Annotated in this window: 16 protein-coding genes; 13 read left to right on the plus strand and 3 right to left on the minus strand. The window is 65.0% G+C overall.

Going from position 1 to position 16,701, the window contains the following annotated elements:
• Positions 1–8 precede the first annotated feature (8 nt).
• From U5A52_RS08035 to hslU, 4 genes are all read left to right on the plus strand, one after another.
• Entirely contained in the window at positions 9–1,091 is a 1,083-nt protein-coding gene (locus U5A52_RS08035) for a GTP-binding protein (RefSeq protein WP_321934519.1), read from the plus strand.
• A gap of 604 nt (positions 1,092–1,695) precedes the next feature.
• Positions 1,696–2,115 carry an RNA polymerase-binding protein DksA gene (gene dksA / locus U5A52_RS08040; RefSeq protein ID WP_028203189.1) on the plus strand — a complete coding sequence of 140 codons (420 nt, stop codon included), beginning with the start codon at positions 1,696–1,698 and terminating at the stop codon, positions 2,113–2,115.
• 380 nt (positions 2,116–2,495) lie between these two features.
• Positions 2,496–3,032, plus strand: coding sequence for an ATP-dependent protease subunit HslV (hslV, locus tag U5A52_RS08045; protein ID WP_321907352.1), 537 nt, complete (start codon positions 2,496–2,498; stop codon positions 3,030–3,032).
• Positions 3,033–3,068: 36 nt separating this feature from the next.
• Positions 3,069–4,418: an ATP-dependent protease ATPase subunit HslU gene (hslU, locus tag U5A52_RS08050; RefSeq protein WP_321907350.1), complete on the plus strand. Its 1,350-nt coding sequence runs from the start codon at positions 3,069–3,071 to the stop codon at positions 4,416–4,418.
• A gap of 67 nt (positions 4,419–4,485) precedes the next feature.
• Here hslU and U5A52_RS08055 read toward each other — a convergent pair whose 3' ends face one another.
• The gene (locus tag U5A52_RS08055; protein ID WP_321907348.1) at positions 4,486–5,028 is read right to left on the minus strand and encodes a response regulator transcription factor; all 543 of its coding nucleotides are present in this window, start codon (positions 5,026–5,028) and stop codon (positions 4,486–4,488) included.
• Positions 5,029–5,046: 18 nt separating this feature from the next.
• Positions 5,047–6,501, minus strand: coding sequence for an ATP-binding protein (locus tag U5A52_RS08060; RefSeq protein WP_415773635.1), 1,455 nt, complete (start codon positions 6,499–6,501; stop codon positions 5,047–5,049).
• A gap of 117 nt (positions 6,502–6,618) precedes the next feature.
• Here U5A52_RS08060 and U5A52_RS08065 point away from each other — a divergent pair, with 117 nt between their 5' ends.
• A complete protein-coding gene (locus U5A52_RS08065; RefSeq protein WP_321934445.1) occupies positions 6,619–8,292 on the plus strand; it encodes a hypothetical protein in 1,674 nt (557 codons plus the stop codon).
• On the opposite strand, the gene U5A52_RS43280 is transcribed toward U5A52_RS08065, so the two are convergent.
• Positions 8,282–8,518 carry a cysteine-rich CWC family protein gene (locus U5A52_RS43280; protein ID WP_415764966.1) on the minus strand — a complete coding sequence of 79 codons (237 nt, stop codon included), beginning with the start codon at positions 8,516–8,518 and terminating at the stop codon, positions 8,282–8,284. The genes U5A52_RS08065 and U5A52_RS43280 overlap by 11 nt on opposite strands.
• A 334-nt stretch (positions 8,519–8,852) precedes the next feature.
• On the opposite strand from U5A52_RS43280, the gene argB reads away from it, so the two are divergent.
• The 8 genes from argB to U5A52_RS08110 all read left to right on the plus strand — a co-directional run bounded on the left by argB (position 8,853) and on the right by U5A52_RS08110 (position 16,684).
• Positions 8,853–9,752, plus strand: a complete 900-nt coding sequence (gene argB, locus U5A52_RS08075) for an acetylglutamate kinase (protein WP_233878880.1) — start codon at positions 8,853–8,855, stop codon at positions 9,750–9,752.
• 52 nt (positions 9,753–9,804) lie between these two features.
• Positions 9,805–10,605: a pyrimidine 5'-nucleotidase gene (locus tag U5A52_RS08080; protein ID WP_321934520.1), complete on the plus strand. Its 801-nt coding sequence runs from the start codon at positions 9,805–9,807 to the stop codon at positions 10,603–10,605.
• A 30-nt stretch (positions 10,606–10,635) separates the two neighbouring features.
• Positions 10,636–11,322: a nucleoid occlusion factor SlmA gene (gene slmA, locus U5A52_RS08085; RefSeq protein WP_321907341.1), complete on the plus strand. Its 687-nt coding sequence runs from the start codon at positions 10,636–10,638 to the stop codon at positions 11,320–11,322.
• Positions 11,323–11,382: 60 nt separating this feature from the next.
• Positions 11,383–11,973 (plus strand): HdeD family acid-resistance protein, encoded by a 591-nt coding sequence (locus tag U5A52_RS08090; protein WP_321907339.1) that lies wholly within the window; start codon positions 11,383–11,385, stop codon positions 11,971–11,973.
• Positions 11,974–12,285: 312 nt separating this feature from the next.
• Positions 12,286–13,431, plus strand: a complete 1,146-nt coding sequence (gene metX / locus U5A52_RS08095; RefSeq protein ID WP_321907337.1) for a homoserine O-succinyltransferase MetX — start codon at positions 12,286–12,288, stop codon at positions 13,429–13,431.
• Complete coding sequence (gene metW, locus U5A52_RS08100) at positions 13,428–14,036, plus strand: methionine biosynthesis protein MetW (protein ID WP_112170109.1); 609 nt, start codon at positions 13,428–13,430, stop codon at positions 14,034–14,036. Before metX ends, metW begins: the two co-directional genes overlap by 4 nt.
• 81 nt (positions 14,037–14,117) lie before the next feature.
• Positions 14,118–15,524 carry an AmpG family muropeptide MFS transporter gene (locus tag U5A52_RS08105; RefSeq protein ID WP_321934521.1) on the plus strand — a complete coding sequence of 469 codons (1,407 nt, stop codon included), beginning with the start codon at positions 14,118–14,120 and terminating at the stop codon, positions 15,522–15,524.
• Positions 15,521–16,684, plus strand: coding sequence for a M48 family metallopeptidase (locus tag U5A52_RS08110; protein ID WP_321934447.1), 1,164 nt, complete (start codon positions 15,521–15,523; stop codon positions 16,682–16,684). The genes U5A52_RS08105 and U5A52_RS08110 overlap by 4 nt, the downstream gene beginning before the upstream one ends.
• The last annotated feature ends 17 nt before the right edge of the window (positions 16,685–16,701 follow it).

Here is a 16,701-nt window from a genome sequence, read left to right on the forward strand (position 1 = left end):
CAACCAGCATGATTCCCGTCACCATCCTGACCGGCTTTCTCGGCAGCGGCAAAACCACGCTGCTCAAGCGCATCCTGAACGAGAAGCACGGCATGAAGATCGCCGTGATCGAGAACGAGTTCGGCGAAGAGAACATCGACAACGAAATCCTCGTGCAGGACAGCAACGAGCAGATCATCCAGATGAGCAACGGCTGCATCTGCTGCACGATCCGCGGCGATCTCTCGCGCGTGCTCGGCGACCTCGCGCAGCAAAAGCGCGACGGCAAGCTGGACTTCGACCGTGTGGTGATCGAAACCACCGGTCTCGCGAATCCGGGCCCGGTCGCGCAGACGTTCTTCATGGACAACGAGATCGCCGACGAATTCCTGCTCGACGCGATCATCACGCTCGTGGATGCCAAGCACGGCAACCATCAGCTCGACGAACACGAAGTGGTGCAGCGCCAGGTCGGTTTCGCCGACCGCCTGTTCATCACGAAGGCCGACCTCGTCGACGAACAGGAACTCGCCGACCTGCGTCATCGTGTGCTGCACATGAACCCGAAGGCGCAGATCCGCCAGGTGAATTTCGGCGAAGCCGACATCAAGGAGGTGTTCGACCTGCGCGGCTTCAACCTGAACGCCAAGCTCGAAATCGACCCGGACTTCCTCGCCGAAGACGATCACGACCACGGTCACGCGCACGCGCATGATCACGCGCATGATCACGATCACGCCGACTGCGACCACGATCACGGCCAGTGCAGCCACGAAGGCCACGACCACGGCCACCACCATCACGCGCACCACGACGACAAGATCAAGTCGTTCGTCTACCGCAGCGACCGCCCGTTCGATCCGAACCGCCTGGAGGACTTCCTCGGCGGCATCCTGCAGATCTACGGCGAGCGCCTCCTGCGCTACAAGGGCGTGCTCTACATGAAGGGCGTGGACCGCAAGGTGGTGTTCCAGGGTGTGCACCAGATGATGGGCAGCGACCTGGCCGCCAAGTGGCTGCCGATTGAGAAGAAAAGCAGCAAGATGGTGTTCATCGGCATCGAGCTGCCGCAGGACCTCATCACCGACGGGCTCGACGCCTGCCTCGCCTGACGGAATCTTCCCGTTTTCCAGGCTTTTTCAGATACGCCCGGCCCACAGCCGGGCGTTTTCGTCTGGATTTTGCGCGCCGCAACGTGGCGCTAGCGCTGCGTCTGCGGCCTGCGCAACGATCTCTTCCCGCTTCGTGCGCCAAATAACGTACCCGACCATCGCTTTTTCACGATTGGCGCGTTATATTTTCTGGATATCGACCGGTCCGCAAACGGCCTGGTGACAGGCGGGCCACTGCAGGGATTTCCCGCTTGCGGCGCAAGTTTGCGGTTCGGTTACAATACGGCCCCACTGGAAGAGAGGTGCCCCGGTTTTCAGCCGAGGGACGCCCCGCCGGCAGCGCATCGCGTCGCAGCGCGCAGTCGGTACGATATATGCCTCAGGAGCATCTGAAGACCGGTTTCCAGAGGAGTTCGGCCCCGCAGCGGCGCTTCGGGCGTCACGACAGTTCATCGTCCGTGCCCGCCAGCGCGCAATAACGGCGCGGTAACTGCGCCTGGCAAAGTGGTAAAGGTTGGTAACGGCCACCGCGGCCACTGCGGGCAACACAAAAGTGCAGGCAAGATGTGCCAGTTTTGCCTCACTCATTGAAGAAGCAAGCCAGATGACGACGAAACGACTCTTGACCGAAGCCGAAATCCTGAAGATGAGCGACAAGGATTACATGAACGAGGATCAGCTCGCCTTCTTCAAGAACCGGCTCGAACAGCTGCAGGCGGAAATCCTCCGCAATGCGGGCCAGACCACTGAGAATCTGCGCGAAACCGTGATCGTTCCCGATCCGGCCGACCGCGCGACGATCGAAGAAGAGCATGCGCTCGAGCTGCGCACGCGCGACCGCGAACGCAAGCTGCTCAAGAAGGTGCAGCAATCGCTCGCGCGCATCGATTCCGGCGACTACGGCTGGTGCGAAGAAACGGGCGAGCCGATCGGCATCCCGCGTCTGCTCGCGCGCCCGACCGCCACGCTCTCGCTCGAAGCGCAGGAGCGGCGCGAACTGCGCCAGAAGCTGTTCGGCGATTGAGCTTTTTTCTGGCCGCGAAGCGCTGCTTGCGCGGCTAGCGACTTGCCTTCCCTGTCGAAGCGCACGGAGCCCCGTGCGCTTTTTTCTTTTGCGCGCGCGTTTTTCTTCGGCCGTCGCCGCCCGTTGCGCGTGCGTGCCCGCGCCGTTGCACACAAGGCCACCGCGCCGTTTTCTGCACCCGCGGCCCTTGATATGCCCAGCGCCGCCCTAAACTCCAGGTGATATGCGCTCGCGGCGCGTTCAAGGCGCGCGACGCACCCGGATTCAGGGCAGTGGCGCCCCGATGCATGTAAAACGCGCGAGCGCCGCTGCGCCCACCGAAAGCGGCAGGCATTCCACCTACGCATCCAACCCGGCATCAACGGTAAAAAGGAACGCACATGGAGCAATTTCACGGCACGACGATCGTATCCGTGCGGCGCGGCGACAAGGTCGCGCTCGGCGGCGACGGCCAGGTCACGCTCGGCAACATCGTCATGAAGGGTGGCGCGAAGAAGGTCCGGCGCATTTACGGCGGCAAGGTGATGGTCGGCTTCGCCGGCGGCACCGCCGACGCGTTCTCGCTGCTCGACCGCTTCGAAGCCAAGCTCGAAAAGCATCAGGGCAACCTCACGCGCGCCGCTGTCGAACTCGCCAAAGACTGGCGCACCGACCGCATGCTGCGCCGCCTCGAAGCCATGCTGATCGCCGCCGACGCGACCACGACGCTCGTGATCACCGGCAACGGCGACGTGCTCGACCCCGAAGAAGGCATCTGCGCGATCGGCTCGGGCGGCGCGTATGCGCAGGCCGCGGCACGCGCGCTCGTGGACAACACCGAACTCTCGCCGCGCGAGATCGTCGAAAAATCGCTCGAAATCGCGGGCGACATGTGTATCTACACGAATCACAACCGCGTGATCGAAACCATCGAATAACTCGCGAAACCGCCGGACAGACGAGAAGGAATCAGGATGAGCACCATGACCCCCGCCGAGATCGTCTCGGAACTCGACAAGCACATCATCGGCCAGGCGAACGCGAAGAAGGCCGTGGCCGTCGCGCTGCGCAACCGCTGGCGCCGCCAGCAGGTCGCCGACCCGCTGCGCCAGGAAATCACGCCGAAGAACATCCTCATGATCGGGCCGACGGGCGTCGGCAAGACCGAGATCGCGCGACGCCTCGCGAAACTCGCCGATGCGCCGTTCATCAAGATCGAAGCGACCAAGTTCACTGAAGTGGGCTACGTGGGCCGCGACGTGGACAGCATCGTGCGCGATCTCATCGAGATTTCGGTGAAGCAGACGCGCGAAACGGAAATGCGCAAGGTGCGCAGCAAGGCCACCGACCAGGCCGAAGACCGCATCCTCGACATCTTGCTGCCGAGCGCGCGTCCGGTAGGCTTCGGTTCGTCCGACGCAACGAGCCACGCCGAAGGCAGCGACAATGCCACACGTCAGACCTTCCGCAAGCGCCTGCGCGAAGGCCAGCTCGACGACAAGGAAATCGAGCTCGATGTCGAGCAGCCGCAAGTGGGCATGGACATCATGGGGCCGCCGGGCATGGAAGACATGACCGAGCAGATCCGCTCGATGTTCGCCAACCTCGGCGGCGGCAAGAAAACGCGGCGCAAGCTCAAGGTGAAGGAAGCGCTCAAGGTCCTGACCGACGAAGAAGCGTCGAAGATGCTCAACGACGAAGAGGTCAAGACCAAGGCCGTGCAGAACGTCGAGCAGAACGGCATCGTGTTCCTCGACGAAATCGACAAGATCGCCTCGCGCAACAACGAAGGCAGCGGCGGTGAGGTTTCGCGCCAGGGCGTGCAGCGCGATCTGCTGCCGCTCGTGGAAGGCACGACCATCAACACGAAGTACGGGATGGTGAAGACCGATCACATCCTGTTCATTGCGAGTGGCGCATTCCACCTCGCGAAGCCGAGCGATCTGATCCCCGAACTGCAGGGCCGTTTCCCGATTCGCGTGGAACTCGACTCGCTCTCCGTGAAGGACTTCGAAGCGATTCTGGTCGCGACGGATGCGAGCCTCGTCAAGCAGTATCAGGCGCTGCTCGCAACCGAGGACGTGCAGCTCGATTTCGCCGAAGACGGTATTCGCCGCCTCGCGGAGATCGCCTACTCCGTGAACGAGAAGACCGAGAATATCGGCGCACGCCGTCTGTACACGGTGATCGAAAAGCTGCTGGAAGACGTGTCGTTCGCAGCGGGCAATCACGCGGGCAAGAGCGTGACGATCGACGCGGCCTATGTCGACAAGGCGCTCGGCGAAGTGGCGCAGGACGAAGACCTGTCGCGCTACGTGCTCTAAGCGCGAAACATGACGCATGAAAAAGGGACCCCGCGGGGTCCCTTTTCTTTTGCCGCGTCTGGCGTGCTTACTGGCGCACCGGGCGCTTTGCGAGCTTGCGCTGCAGCGTGCGGCGGTGCATGTTGAGCGCGCGCGCCGTGGCCGAGATGTTGCCGTTGTGCTCGGCCAGCACGCGCTGGATGTGCTCCCATTCGAGGCGCGCCACCGAGAGCGGCGCGGGGTGCTCGATGGCTTCTTCGGCCTGCATGGCGCTCGCATCGCTTTGGAGTGCCGAGAGAATCATCTCGACGTTCGCGGGCTTGGCGAGATAGTTGTCCGCACCGTCCTTCACGGCTTGCACCGCCGTGGCGATGCTCGCGTAACCCGTGAGCACGAGCATGCGCGAGTCCGGCTGCAGTTCGCGCAGCGGCGCGATGAGCGACAGGCCTGAATCGTTGCCGAGATGCAGGTCCACGGTGATCTGCGAGAACTTTTGCTGGTTGGCGAAACGAATCGCCTCTTCCGCATTGTGTGCCTGCTTCACCTCGAAGCCGCGCCGCGTGAGGCCGCGCGTGAGGATGTCCGAGAACACTTCGTCGTCGTCGATGACCAGAAAACTCATTTCGCTCATGCCTAATTCTCCGTGTTGTTACGCGGCGTCTGGCCGGCTAGGCCCCTCGCCTGATCCAATCTCCAAACCCGCGGACGCTGCGCCTTCTCGCGCCGCCGCTGCCGGGTTCGCCTGACCCGCCTCACCCGCCTCACCCGCCTTGACCTGCTTTGCCGGCAAGCGCAGCACCGCACGGGTGCCGCGCGCGCGGCGCGTGCGCATGCCGCTGCCGGTTGCGGCGCCGGCCGGCGTCTCGTCGTCTGCGCCGCTCACTTCGCCCGACGCGCTGCCGGGCGACGTGACATCGTTGAGCTCGATCGAGCCGCCAAGCCGCGCCGCAGACGAAAACGCCAGATACAGTCCGACGCCGTGACCGCCCTGGGTGCTATCTACAGGCGCGGCGCCAAGCGATGCGCGCAGCGATGACGGAATGCCGGGCCCCGCATCGCAGACTTCGAAATCGACGTAGCCGGCTCGCGCGGCCGCATAGGCGCGCAAGGTCACGAAATCGCGGCTGGCGCGTGCGGCATTGTCGAGCAGGATGGTGAGAATCTGCCCAACGGCGACGGTATCGTCGAGCGCAAAGTCGCCCGGTCCATTGTCGAGGAGTTCGAACTTCACATGCGGATGGCGCAGGCGCCATTGCTCGACGAACGGCCCGAGCCATTCGCTCACGAGCTGGCGCGCGCCCGTGGACGAAGCGCGGCTTCTGAGCCGTGCGAGCGCCGAGGTGCAAAGCGAGATCTGCTTGTCGAGCAGTTCGAGGTCGGCGCAATACGGCGCGAGGCCCTTGTCGGTGCGCGCGACATCGCGCAGTTCCTCGGTGAGCATGGCGATGGTCGACAGCGGCGTGCCGATCTCGTGCGCCACGGTGGCGGCCTGCACGCCCAGCGCCACGGCGCGCTCGTCGCGCAACAGGCGCTGCTGCGCGTCGCCAAGCGCTGTGTCACGTTGACGCAGCGCGCGCGACATACGCGCGACGAACCACACGATCAGGCACACGCTCACCATGAAGTTCACCCACATGCCCGCGCGATAGTAGTCGAACAGGTTGGCGGGGTTGTCGAGATTGAGCGGCACGTTGTCGAAGCCGAGCAGCACGTAGCAGGCCACGGCAAAGGCCGCGAGCCACGCGGTCAGATACCACGGCAGCACGGCGGCCGCGATGGCGAGCGAAGGCAGATAAAGCGAGACGAACGGATTGGTCGTGCCGCCGGAAAGGAAGAGCAGCGCGGAAAGCGCGCCGAGATCGACCCAAAGCTGGCCGAACAACTCGAGATTCGACTCGGGCCGATCCTGCGTGACGCGCAGCCAGGTCACGCCGTTGAACGCCACTTCCATGGCGATCACGAACAGCATGGCGGGCAGCGGCAACTGCACGCCGATGAAGAGCTGCACGAACGCGATCGTGCAGAGCTGGCCGATGATGGCGAGACTGCGCAGCCAGAACAGATGGCTGAGATTGACACGAGCACTGACGGTTATGCGATGCATGCTGTCAGTTTACCGGTTAAGACTTGTCTGATTCATCATCTTGAAAAGGTTTGCTTCAATCTATGTCATCCGCCGACGACATTTGCGTCGGCGCTTTCTGACAAGCAAGAACGAATCATGCAGACCTCGCTTCCTGACGTGCTCCAACCTGTGCGCAGTCTCTTTCTCGATTTCATCGACGCGGCCGCCGCCGGTGCGACCGCGCAGGCAACCGATGCGTCCGCACACGAATTGCTGGCCGCCGCGCGCACCTTGATGCGTGGCTTCGACGACGACACGCTCATGCTCATCGCGGCCCGCGCACAGGATAGCGCCTTGGCGGAAGAAGCCGTGCGCGTGAGTACCGCGCTCGCCCGGCTCGCGCCGGAGCGGGCCGCCGCGTGGTTCGCCGCGGGCCTCGCGCTGCAGTTTGCAAACCGTCATGCCGAAGCGGTAGAACCTTACCGTCACGCGCTGGCGATCGCGCGTACGTTTCCAAATCTGCGCAACAATCTTGCAACGGCTTTGATGCAGATCAATTTTGGAGATGCCCAGATTCTGCCGCTGCTGGAAGAAACGGTCACCGAAGTGCCCGGTGACGCCAATGCCTGGATCAACCTTGCGCGCGTATTCCCAACGGATAGCGACCCGGCGCGTTCGATCGAAGCCAGCCGACGGGCGCTCGAACTCGCGCCTCAGAGCCCGCTTGCCCTGAACAACTACGCGATGGCCTGCAAGGAAGCCCGGCAGTGGGACGAGGCCGAACGCGCCGCGCGCGCCGGTTGCCAGTATGCGCCCAACGACGCATCGCTACGCGTGAACCTGTCGATGACCCAGCTTCTAAGGGGCAACTATGCGCAAGGCTGGCCCGGACATGAGTTGCGCTGGAGCGGGGCGAGCGAGCTGGCCGCGGGCCGCCCGGTCTTTCCGAAGCCTGAGTGGCGCGGCGAGCCACTCGCGGGACGCACGTTGCTGGTATGGGGCGAACAGGGCATGGGCGACCTGCTGCAGTTCTGCCGCTACGTGCCCATGCTCGCCGAGCGCGTGCATCACGAAGGCGGCCGGCTCGTCTGGAATTCGTTCCCGCAGATGGGTGCGCTGCTCGAGCGCAGCCTGGGCAGTCATTGCGACCTGTACAGCGTGGGCGGCCCCGTCGAAAACCTGCCGCCGTACGATTGCGAAGTCTCGCTGCTGAGCCTGCCGCTCATCTTCGGCACTCAGGAAGCGACGATCCCCGGACCCACCGGTTACCTCAAGGCCGCCCCCGAGGCGGCGGCGCACTGGCGCGAACGCCTGGCGGGCGAAAAGCGCCTGAAGGTCGGGCTTGCGTGGACAGGCAGCCTCACGCACAAACGCAATCCGTTTCGTCGCGTCGGGCTCGACCGGTATGCCCGGCATTTCGCAGGCATCGAGGGCGTGGCGTTCTACTCGCTGCAGCCCGGCGCAGAGGAAGACATCGCCGCGGCACGCCATGCCGGCTTCGAGGTGGACGACTTCAGCGCGCAGTGGAAAACCTTCGACGACACCGCGGCGTTCATCGACTCGCTCGATCTGGTGATTTCCGTGTGCACGTCGAGCGCCCACCTCGCGGGCGCGCTCGGCAAGCGCACCTGGGTCTTGCTCGACGTGAATCCGCATTGGGTCTGGCTGCTCGATCGCAGCGACAGCCCGTGGTATCCGAATACCCGGCTGTACCGGCAAAAGACGTTCAAACAGTGGGAGCCCGTGCTCGACGAGGTCAGCGCCGATCTCGCGGCGCTTGCGCGGGGTTCGCAACGCGGTGCGCAAGCGGGTGCGCGGGTCAAGGCATAGCGCGCCTGCCCTTCGGCGCGGCTCCCAAGGCCGGAGCTGCCGCCGCCGCGAGGCATTCGGGGCAGAGGCACCGCCCGCGCGGGTCGAGTTCGCTCACAGGCAAGGCGGGCAGCGACTTGCACCAGCAATCGAAGGGTTCGGTGTTCCTGCCGCAGTCGAAGCTTTTCCCGCAGCGCGGGCAGCGGGCGCTTTTCATGCCTGTGGCGGACACGGCGGAGGCGGTCATGGCGCGCACTCCTCTCGAAGCCATGGGTTGGCGACACAGAGATGATGCCACAGCCCGCGCGCTTGCCCTTCGCCGGGTTCGCCACGGGCCGCCTTCGCCACCCGCCGCTTTCTCCCGATTTCGCCCCGTTTTACCGCGCTGCCGGCGCGATGGCGTCCATGTTGCGCACGCGCCGCGCCGCCCGTCCGACGTGCGTCGTTTCCCCGCCGTTTTCCCTGTTGCACCGCGCCAGTCCTGTACAATCCGGCCTGTTTCGACCGTTTTGCGGCCGCGTTTTTCGTCCGCGGATCTTCGTCCGCGAGTTTCGTCCGTTTTTCGTCCAGTCTCCGCCGCCATGTCCGAGCCTCTCGACCTTTCGCAGATCGCACCCACCCTGAAAGCCGAAATTCTGGCCGAAGCGCTGCCTTACATCCGCCAGTACCACGGTAAAACCGTCGTCATCAAGTACGGCGGCAACGCCATGACCGAAGAGCGTCTCAAGCAGGGCTTCGCGCGCGACGTCATCCTGCTCAAGCTCGTGGGCATCAATCCGGTCATCGTGCACGGCGGCGGCCCGCAGATCGACACGGCGCTCAAGAAGATCGGCAAGCAAGGCACGTTCATCCAGGGCATGCGCGTGACCGACGAGGAAACCATGGAAGTCGTCGAGTGGGTGCTCGGCGGCGAGGTGCAGCAGGACATCGTCACGCTCATCAACCACTTCGGCGGCCACGCGGTCGGCCTGACCGGCAAGGACGGCGGCCTGATCCACGCACGCAAGCTGATGATGCCGGACCGCGACAACCCCGGTCAGTACATTGACATCGGCCAGGTGGGCGAAGTCGAGGCGATCAACCCGGCAGTCGTGAAGGCGCTCCAGGACGATGCGTTCATTCCGGTGATCTCGCCGATCGGTTTCGGCGAAGACGGCCTCTCGTACAACATCAACGCCGACCTCGTGGCGGGCAAGCTCGCGGTGGTGCTCAACGCCGAAAAGCTCGTGATGATGACGAACATCCCCGGCGTGATGGACAAGGCGGGCAATCTGCTCACCGACCTCTCGGCCCGCGAGATCGACGCCCTGTTCGAAGACGGCACGATCTCGGGCGGCATGCTGCCGAAGATCTCGTCCGCGCTCGACGCGGCCAAGAGCGGCGTGCGCTCGGTTCACATCATCGACGGCCGCATCGAGCACTCGGTGCTGCTGGAAATCCTGACCGAACAGCCGTTCGGCACGATGATCCGCTCGCATTAAGCGAGCGCCCACCGGCGGCGGCTGCGTGCCGCCGTCGCGTCTCACGCACGAGATGACCGACTCCAGCCTTCATGCCAGGCGTGTCCGGCATCGGCCGCGCCGCGTCGCCCGCACGCCGGGCGTCGCCTCTCGCGGCCCGGGCTACGGCGCCCCCACCTCTCGCGGCCCGGTCTGGCTCTTCGATCTCGACAACACGCTGCACAACGCGTCGCGTGCGATCTTCCCAGCCATCAACGCCGGGATGACGCAGTACATCGTCGACGCGCTCGGCGTGAGCCGCGACGAAGCCAATCACCTGCGCACGAGCTACACGCGCCGCTACGGTGCGACGCTGCTCGGCCTCGCGCGCCACCATCCGATCGACCCGCACGACTTTCTCAAGGTCGTGCACACGTTCGACGACCTGCACGGCATGCTGCACGCCGAGCGCGGGCTCGCGCGCACGCTCGCCGCGCTGCCCGGGCGCAAGATCGTCCTCACCAACGGCCCCGAAGACTACGCGCACGCGGTGCTCGCAGCGCTCGGCATCGAGCGGCTCTTCGAACGTGTGATCGCCATCGAAGGCATGCGCTCGCGCAGCCACTGGCGCGCCAAGCCCGACTGCGGGATGTTGCGCGGCACGCTGCGCCGCGCGGGCGTGGCGCTCGCGGACGCCATCCTGGTCGAAGACACGCGCAGCCACCTCAAGCGTTACCGGCGCCTTGGCATCCGCACCGTCTGGATCACCGGGCATTTGCCGGCGCATCTGCCGGGCACCGGCAGGCCTCACTATGTCGATCGTCGCATTCGTTCGCTAAAATCCCTGAAACCAGGCCTGCAGTCGGGACGCTCGAAGTCAAACGGGGGAGCGTAAGCCCAGGGGCCAACGCCAGGGACGATATCCATGCAGCCGACAGAAACGCGTGAAGCAGTCGAAGCAGCAGAATCGCCGGGCGCGGCCCGCCGCGCCCCCCGCCCGAAACCGGGCGAACGCCGTATCCACATTCTCCAGACGCTCGCCACCATGCTCGAGGCGCCGCGCGGCGAGAAAATCACCACGGCGGCACTCGCCGCGCGCCTCGGCGTTTCCGAAGCCGCGCTGTATCGCCATTTCGCGAGCAAGGCCCAGATGTACGAGGGCCTGATCGATTTCATCGAGCAGACGCTCTTCGGGCTCATCAACCAGATCGTCGAAAAAGAGCCGAGCGGCGTCCTGCAGGCGCGCGCGATCGCCCTCATGCTCGTCAACTTTTCCACGCGCAATGCGGGCATGACCCGCGTGCTGACCTGCGAGGCCCTCGTGGGCGAGCACGAGCGCCTCGCCGAGCGCGTGAACCAGATGCTCGATCGCGTCGAGGCGTCGCTGCGCCAGTGCCTGCGCGTTGACCTCGCACAAGAGGCGGAGCGTAAAGCGATCTCGGGGTCTGACCATGTCAACGCGAAGCCCGCCGCCAAGGGATACGATCCAACCGTACGTGCGAATCTGGTCGTGCGTTATGTGATCGGCTGCTGGCATCGCTATGCGCAAAGCGGTTTCACGCGTTCGCCGAGCGAGCACGCCGAAGAGCAGATCCGCATCATTCTTCAATAGCGCGGCCGCGCGGCGTTTTTCCGTGGCGGCTGCTCGCGTCGCTACAAGGAGAACCGCCGCATGAACCGTCCCGTTCCTCCCTTCGGCCTGCCGCCCATCCTCACGAGCCTCTCCGCCCATTGGGGCTGGCTCATCGCACGCGGCATCGCCGCCATCGTCTTTGGCGTGCTCGCCTTCTCGCTGCCCGGGCTCACCGTGCTCACGCTTGCCATCGTCTGGGGCGCCTACGCCATCGTCGACGGCGCGTTCGCGCTCATCTACGGTGCGCGCGGCGGCGGCACGCGGCGCTGGACCTACGTCATCATCGGTCTGATCGGCGTGATCGCCGGGCTCGTCGCGTTCTTCTGGCCCGGCGAGACTGCCATCGTCCTCGTAATGATCATCGGCGTGTGGGCGTTCTTCACGGGCATCTTCGAAATCGTCTACGCGATCCAGTACCGGCACGCCATTGCCCATCCGTGGGCGGTCGGGATCTCGGGGCTGCTCTCGGCCACGGTGGGCTTTTTCTTCGCGATGTTCCCCGGCGCGGGCGCGCTCTCGCTGATCTGGGTGATCGCCGCTTACGCGGTACTCTACGGCCTCCTGATGATCATCGCGGCCTTGCAGCTGCGCCGCTGGCGCAACGCACATCCTTCCGCGCCGAAGACGTGATAAGGCTTCGCAGCCTCGTGCGGCGCGCGGACACGTGAAGGGCGGACGCAACTGCGACGGGCGAGACCACGCCGCCCGGCGCGCCTTCCTGTGCGCCGCGCGTCGCTTTGCACTTTTTCCGATATACTCTGCGTTCCTTATGCAATACCCACGCGCCGATTTGCTGACTCGATTGCGGGCGCGTGAACTCCCAGAGCCTCTGGCCTGGAGTTCGATATAAATGCGGCTAAAGAGGTCGTCAGCTGCGCCAACCCCTTCGCACTCCGCGCCCGCCGACACCGTTTAGCCGCCCGAACAACCAAGGCGGAACGAATGGAATCGATCGGCATCGTCGCTCCTCAAACACTGCATTTCGACGAGCCCCTGCAACTGCAGAACGGCACGGCGCTGGCCGGGTACGACCTCGTGGTCGAGACCTACGGCACGCTCAACGCCGCGCGCAGCAACGCGGTGCTCGTCTGTCACGCGCTCAACGCCTCGCACCACGTGGCGGGCGTCTATGAGGACGATCCCAAAAATGTGGGCTGGTGGGACAACATGGTCGGCCCGGGCAAGCCGCTCGACACCAACCGCTTCTTCGTGATCGGTGTGAACAACCTCGGCTCGTGCTTTGGCTCGACCGGCCCGATGAGCATCGACCCGGCTACCGGCCAGCCCTATGGCGCGAAGTTTCCGGTCGTGACCGTCGAAGACTGGGTGGACGCCCAGGCGCGCGTGGCCGATCGCTTCGGCATTGATAAGTTCGCCGCGGTCATGGGCGGCAGCCTGGGCGGCATGCAGGCGCTTGCATGGAGCCTGCGCTATCCGGAGCGCCTGGGCCACTGCATCGTGGTCGCTTCCACGCCCAAGCTCTCGGCGCAGAACATCGCGTTCAACGAGGTCGCGCGCTCTGCCATCCTCTCGGACCCCGACTTCCACGGCGGCGACTACTACGCGCACAACGTGAAGCCGCGCCGCGGCCTGCGCGTGGCGCGCATGATCGGCCACATCACCTATCTGTCCGACGACGACATGGCCGAAAAATTCGGCCGCGCGCTGCGCCGCGCGGAAGGCGCCGTCGACGAATACAACTTCAACTTCGACGTGGAATTCGAAGTGGAGTCGTACCTGCGCTATCAGGGCGACAAGTTCGCCGACTACTTCGACGCCAACACCTACCTGCTGATCACGCGCGCGCTCGACTACTTCGACCCGGCCAAGGCGTATGACGGCGACCTCACGCGCGCGCTCGCGCACACGAAGGCGAAGTACCTCGTGGCGAGCTTCGCGACCGACTGGCGTTTCGCGCCCGCGCGCTCGCGCGAACTCGTGAAGGCGCTGCTCGATCACAAGCGCCAGGTGACCTACGCGGAAATCGACGCGCCGCACGGCCACGACGCCTTCCTGCTCGACGACGCGCGCTATCACAATGTGGTGCGCGCTTACTACGAACGCATTGCTGCTGAGGTGGGCGCATGAACCAGAGCGCTTTCGACAGTCTTTCCGCCCGTCCCGACTTTCGCACCATCGCGCGCTGGATCGAACCGCGCGCGAAGGTGCTCGACCTCGGCTGCGGCGACGGCTCGCTGCTCTCGCTCCTCACCGAAGAGCTGGAATGCACGGGCTACGGCATCGAGATCAACGACGCGGGCGTGCTCGCTTCGGTGAAGAACGGCATCAACGTGATCCAGCAGAACCTGGAAGACGGCCTGCGTCTGTTCGAAGACGCGAGCTTCGACTTCGCGATCCTCTCGCAAACGCTGCAGACCATTCACCAGACGGCGGCCATCCTGCGCGAGACGGCGCGCGTGGGCAAGGAGTGCATCGTCTCGTTCCCGAACTTCGGTTACTGGCCGCACCGGCTTTCGGTGCTGCGCGGACGCATGCCGGTTTCGAAGTCGCTGCCCTACCAGTGGCATAACACGCCGAACGTGCGTGTTCTCACGGTGAAGGACTTCGAGGCGCTCGCGCCCGAGGTGGGCATCGAAATTCTCGACCGCGCCGTGCTGCATGGGGGTCAGACCGTGCGTTGGGGTGTGAACTGGCGTGGTAGTCTTGCGGTCTATCGCGTGAGAAAAAAATGACGCCGTGCGCGGCGTCGTGTGTTTTTCTGACCGACCGGTCCATCAGTGACCGCACCCAACACCGCCGCCGCTAACGACGACATGCAGAATCCGCCCCACGAGGCACCCGCCCGCAACGATCACCTCGCCGCTCACGAATCCCACCCCGGCTGGCGTGCGTATCTGAATACGCACATGCTGATCTGCGTGTTCCTCGGCTTTACCTCCGGGCTACCGCTCTTCACGCTCGTCTATCTGGTGCAGGCGTGGCTGCGCTCCGAAGGCGTCAATCTCAAGGAGATCGGCCTCTTCGCGCTGATCCAGTTCCCGTACACCTGGAAGTTCGTCTGGGCGCCGCTCATGGACCGCTACGTGCCGCGCCTGCCGGGCTGGCGCCCGGGGCGGCGGCGCGGCTGGATGCTCGTCACGCAAATTCTCGTGGCGCTCGCCATCGGCACACTTGGCTACGTTTCGCCGAAAGATTCGATCTGGACCGTGGCCGCGCTCACCGCGCTCGTGGCGTTCTTCGGCGCGAGCCAGGACATCTCCATCGACGCCTACCGGCGCGAACTGCTCACCGACACGCAGCAGGGTCTCGGCAACGCAGTACATGTGAACGCGTACAAGATCGCGGCGCTCGTGCCGGGCTCGCTCGCGCTGATCCTCTCCGACCACCTGCCGTGGAGCACCGTGTTCGTGGTCACGGCGGCGTTCATGATTCCCGGCATGATCATGACGCTCGTGGTGAAAGAGCCCGAAGTGCATGGCGCGCCGCCGAAGAACCTGCGTGAAGCGATCGTGCAGCCGTTCGCCGAGTTCGTACACCGCGACGGCCTCGCCGCAGCCTTGTTCGTGCTCGCCTTCATCTTCCTCTACAAGCTTGGCGACACGATGGCGACCACGCTGTCCACATCGTTCTTCCTCGACATCGGCTATTCGCGCACCGAGATCGGCGTGATCGCCAAGATGACCGCGTTTGGCGCGAGCCTCGCGGGCGGCATTATCGGCGGCGTGGCGCTGGTGAAGATCGGCATTGGGCGCGGGCTCTGGATCTTCGGTTTCCTGCAGATGATTTCGACGCTCGGCTTCGCGTGGCTCGCGCAGCTCGGCGCAGGCTCGCCCTCGCTCGCGGCGATCTACGATGCGGTGATCGCCGTGAGCCACGCGGTCTCGTGGGCAGCAGGTCTCTTCGGCGCGAACGTGCAATTCACACTCGACCCGCGCGCGGTAGCGCTCGCGCTCGTGTACGGTTTCGAGACCTTTGCGACAGGCCTCACGCTCGCCGCGTTCACTGCCTATATCGCAAGCACGACCGATCCGCGTTACACCGCCACGCAGTTCGCACTCTTTACGAGTCTCGCCTCCGTGCCGCGTACGCTGGCCTCCGCCGCGAGCGGCTACGTGGTCGCGCGAATCGGCTGGTTCGACTATTTCATCGTCTGCACGGTGCTCGCGGTACCGGGTATGCTCCTGCTCATTCGTATTGCCCCGTGGAGAGTCCGGTCGTGAGCACGCATGAGACCGCCGTGCAACGCCAGCGCGCGCCGCAGCGCCGCGGTGTGCGCGCGCTCGCGATGGCCCTTGCCGCGGCCTGGCCGGCCCTCGGCGCATGGCATGCGTGGGCTGCCGACAGCCCGGGCGCCACGAGCGCCCCGGCGGCCGTGCCGGGCAACGCCGCAACGCCGCCAACGGGCAGCGCCGCGAGTGCAAGCAACGGCGCAGTCAATCCAACGAGTAACGCAAACGGTACGGTGAACAGCGCGGTGAACAGCGCGGGAAACAACGCAGCAAACAGCACTGCGAATGCGAATGCGAACGCGACGCAGGGCACCCTCTCCCCCGGTGTGCCGAACACCGGCCGCGTGGTGCGATTCGGCAATGCCGCGGTGTACCGCAACCTGATTCCCTCACCGATGCTCGAAGCGCAGGCCACTGCGGAATTCAACGAGATCGTGCGCGGCGCGGCCCATTCGAACCGCCTCTATGCCGAAAGCGATCCGCACGTGCAGCGCGTGCGCGCGTTCGTCGACCGGCTCGCGCCTTACGCGCTGAAGTGGAGCGATCGCGTCAAGAACTGGAAGTGGGAAGTGGCGGTGATCCGCTCGAACGACATTCGCATGTACGCGCTGCCGGGCGGCAAGATCGTCGTGTACGGCGGCCTGCTCGACCGCGTGAAGCTCAACGACAACGAGTTCGGCATGCTGCTCGGCCACGAGATCGCGCATGCGGTGCGCGAGCACGTGCGCGAGCGCCTGGGCGAGCAGCAAGCCGCGCAAATCGAATCGGGCAGCGTGCCGCAACTCTTCGGGCTCGCGGATCTCGGGGTGTTTCCGCTCGGCATCGGCTCGCAGCTCGTGGAGATGCACTATGGCCGCGCCGACGAAACCGAAGCCGACGTGATCGGCAGCGATATCGCCTCGCGTGCGGGCTTCGATCCGCGCGCGGCGCTCACGCTCTGGGACAAGCTCGCGGCGGCGACGCGCGCCGACCGCGATCAGGGCTTCATCTACGTGCATCCGTACACGCCGGCGCGGCGCGCCGATATTGCCAAGCGCCTCGCCGACATGATGCCGCTCTATGCGAAGGCGATCGGCAAGCCGCTTGCCGAGTTGCCCGACTACCAAGGCATCCCGGCCGTGCAGAAGCGCAAGGTGGTTTCGGCGCCCTGAAAGCGGTTTCGCGGCGC

The organism is Paraburkholderia sp. J8-2, assembly GCF_905220195.1.
Taxonomy (GTDB): Bacteria; Pseudomonadota; Gammaproteobacteria; order Burkholderiales; family Burkholderiaceae; genus Paraburkholderia.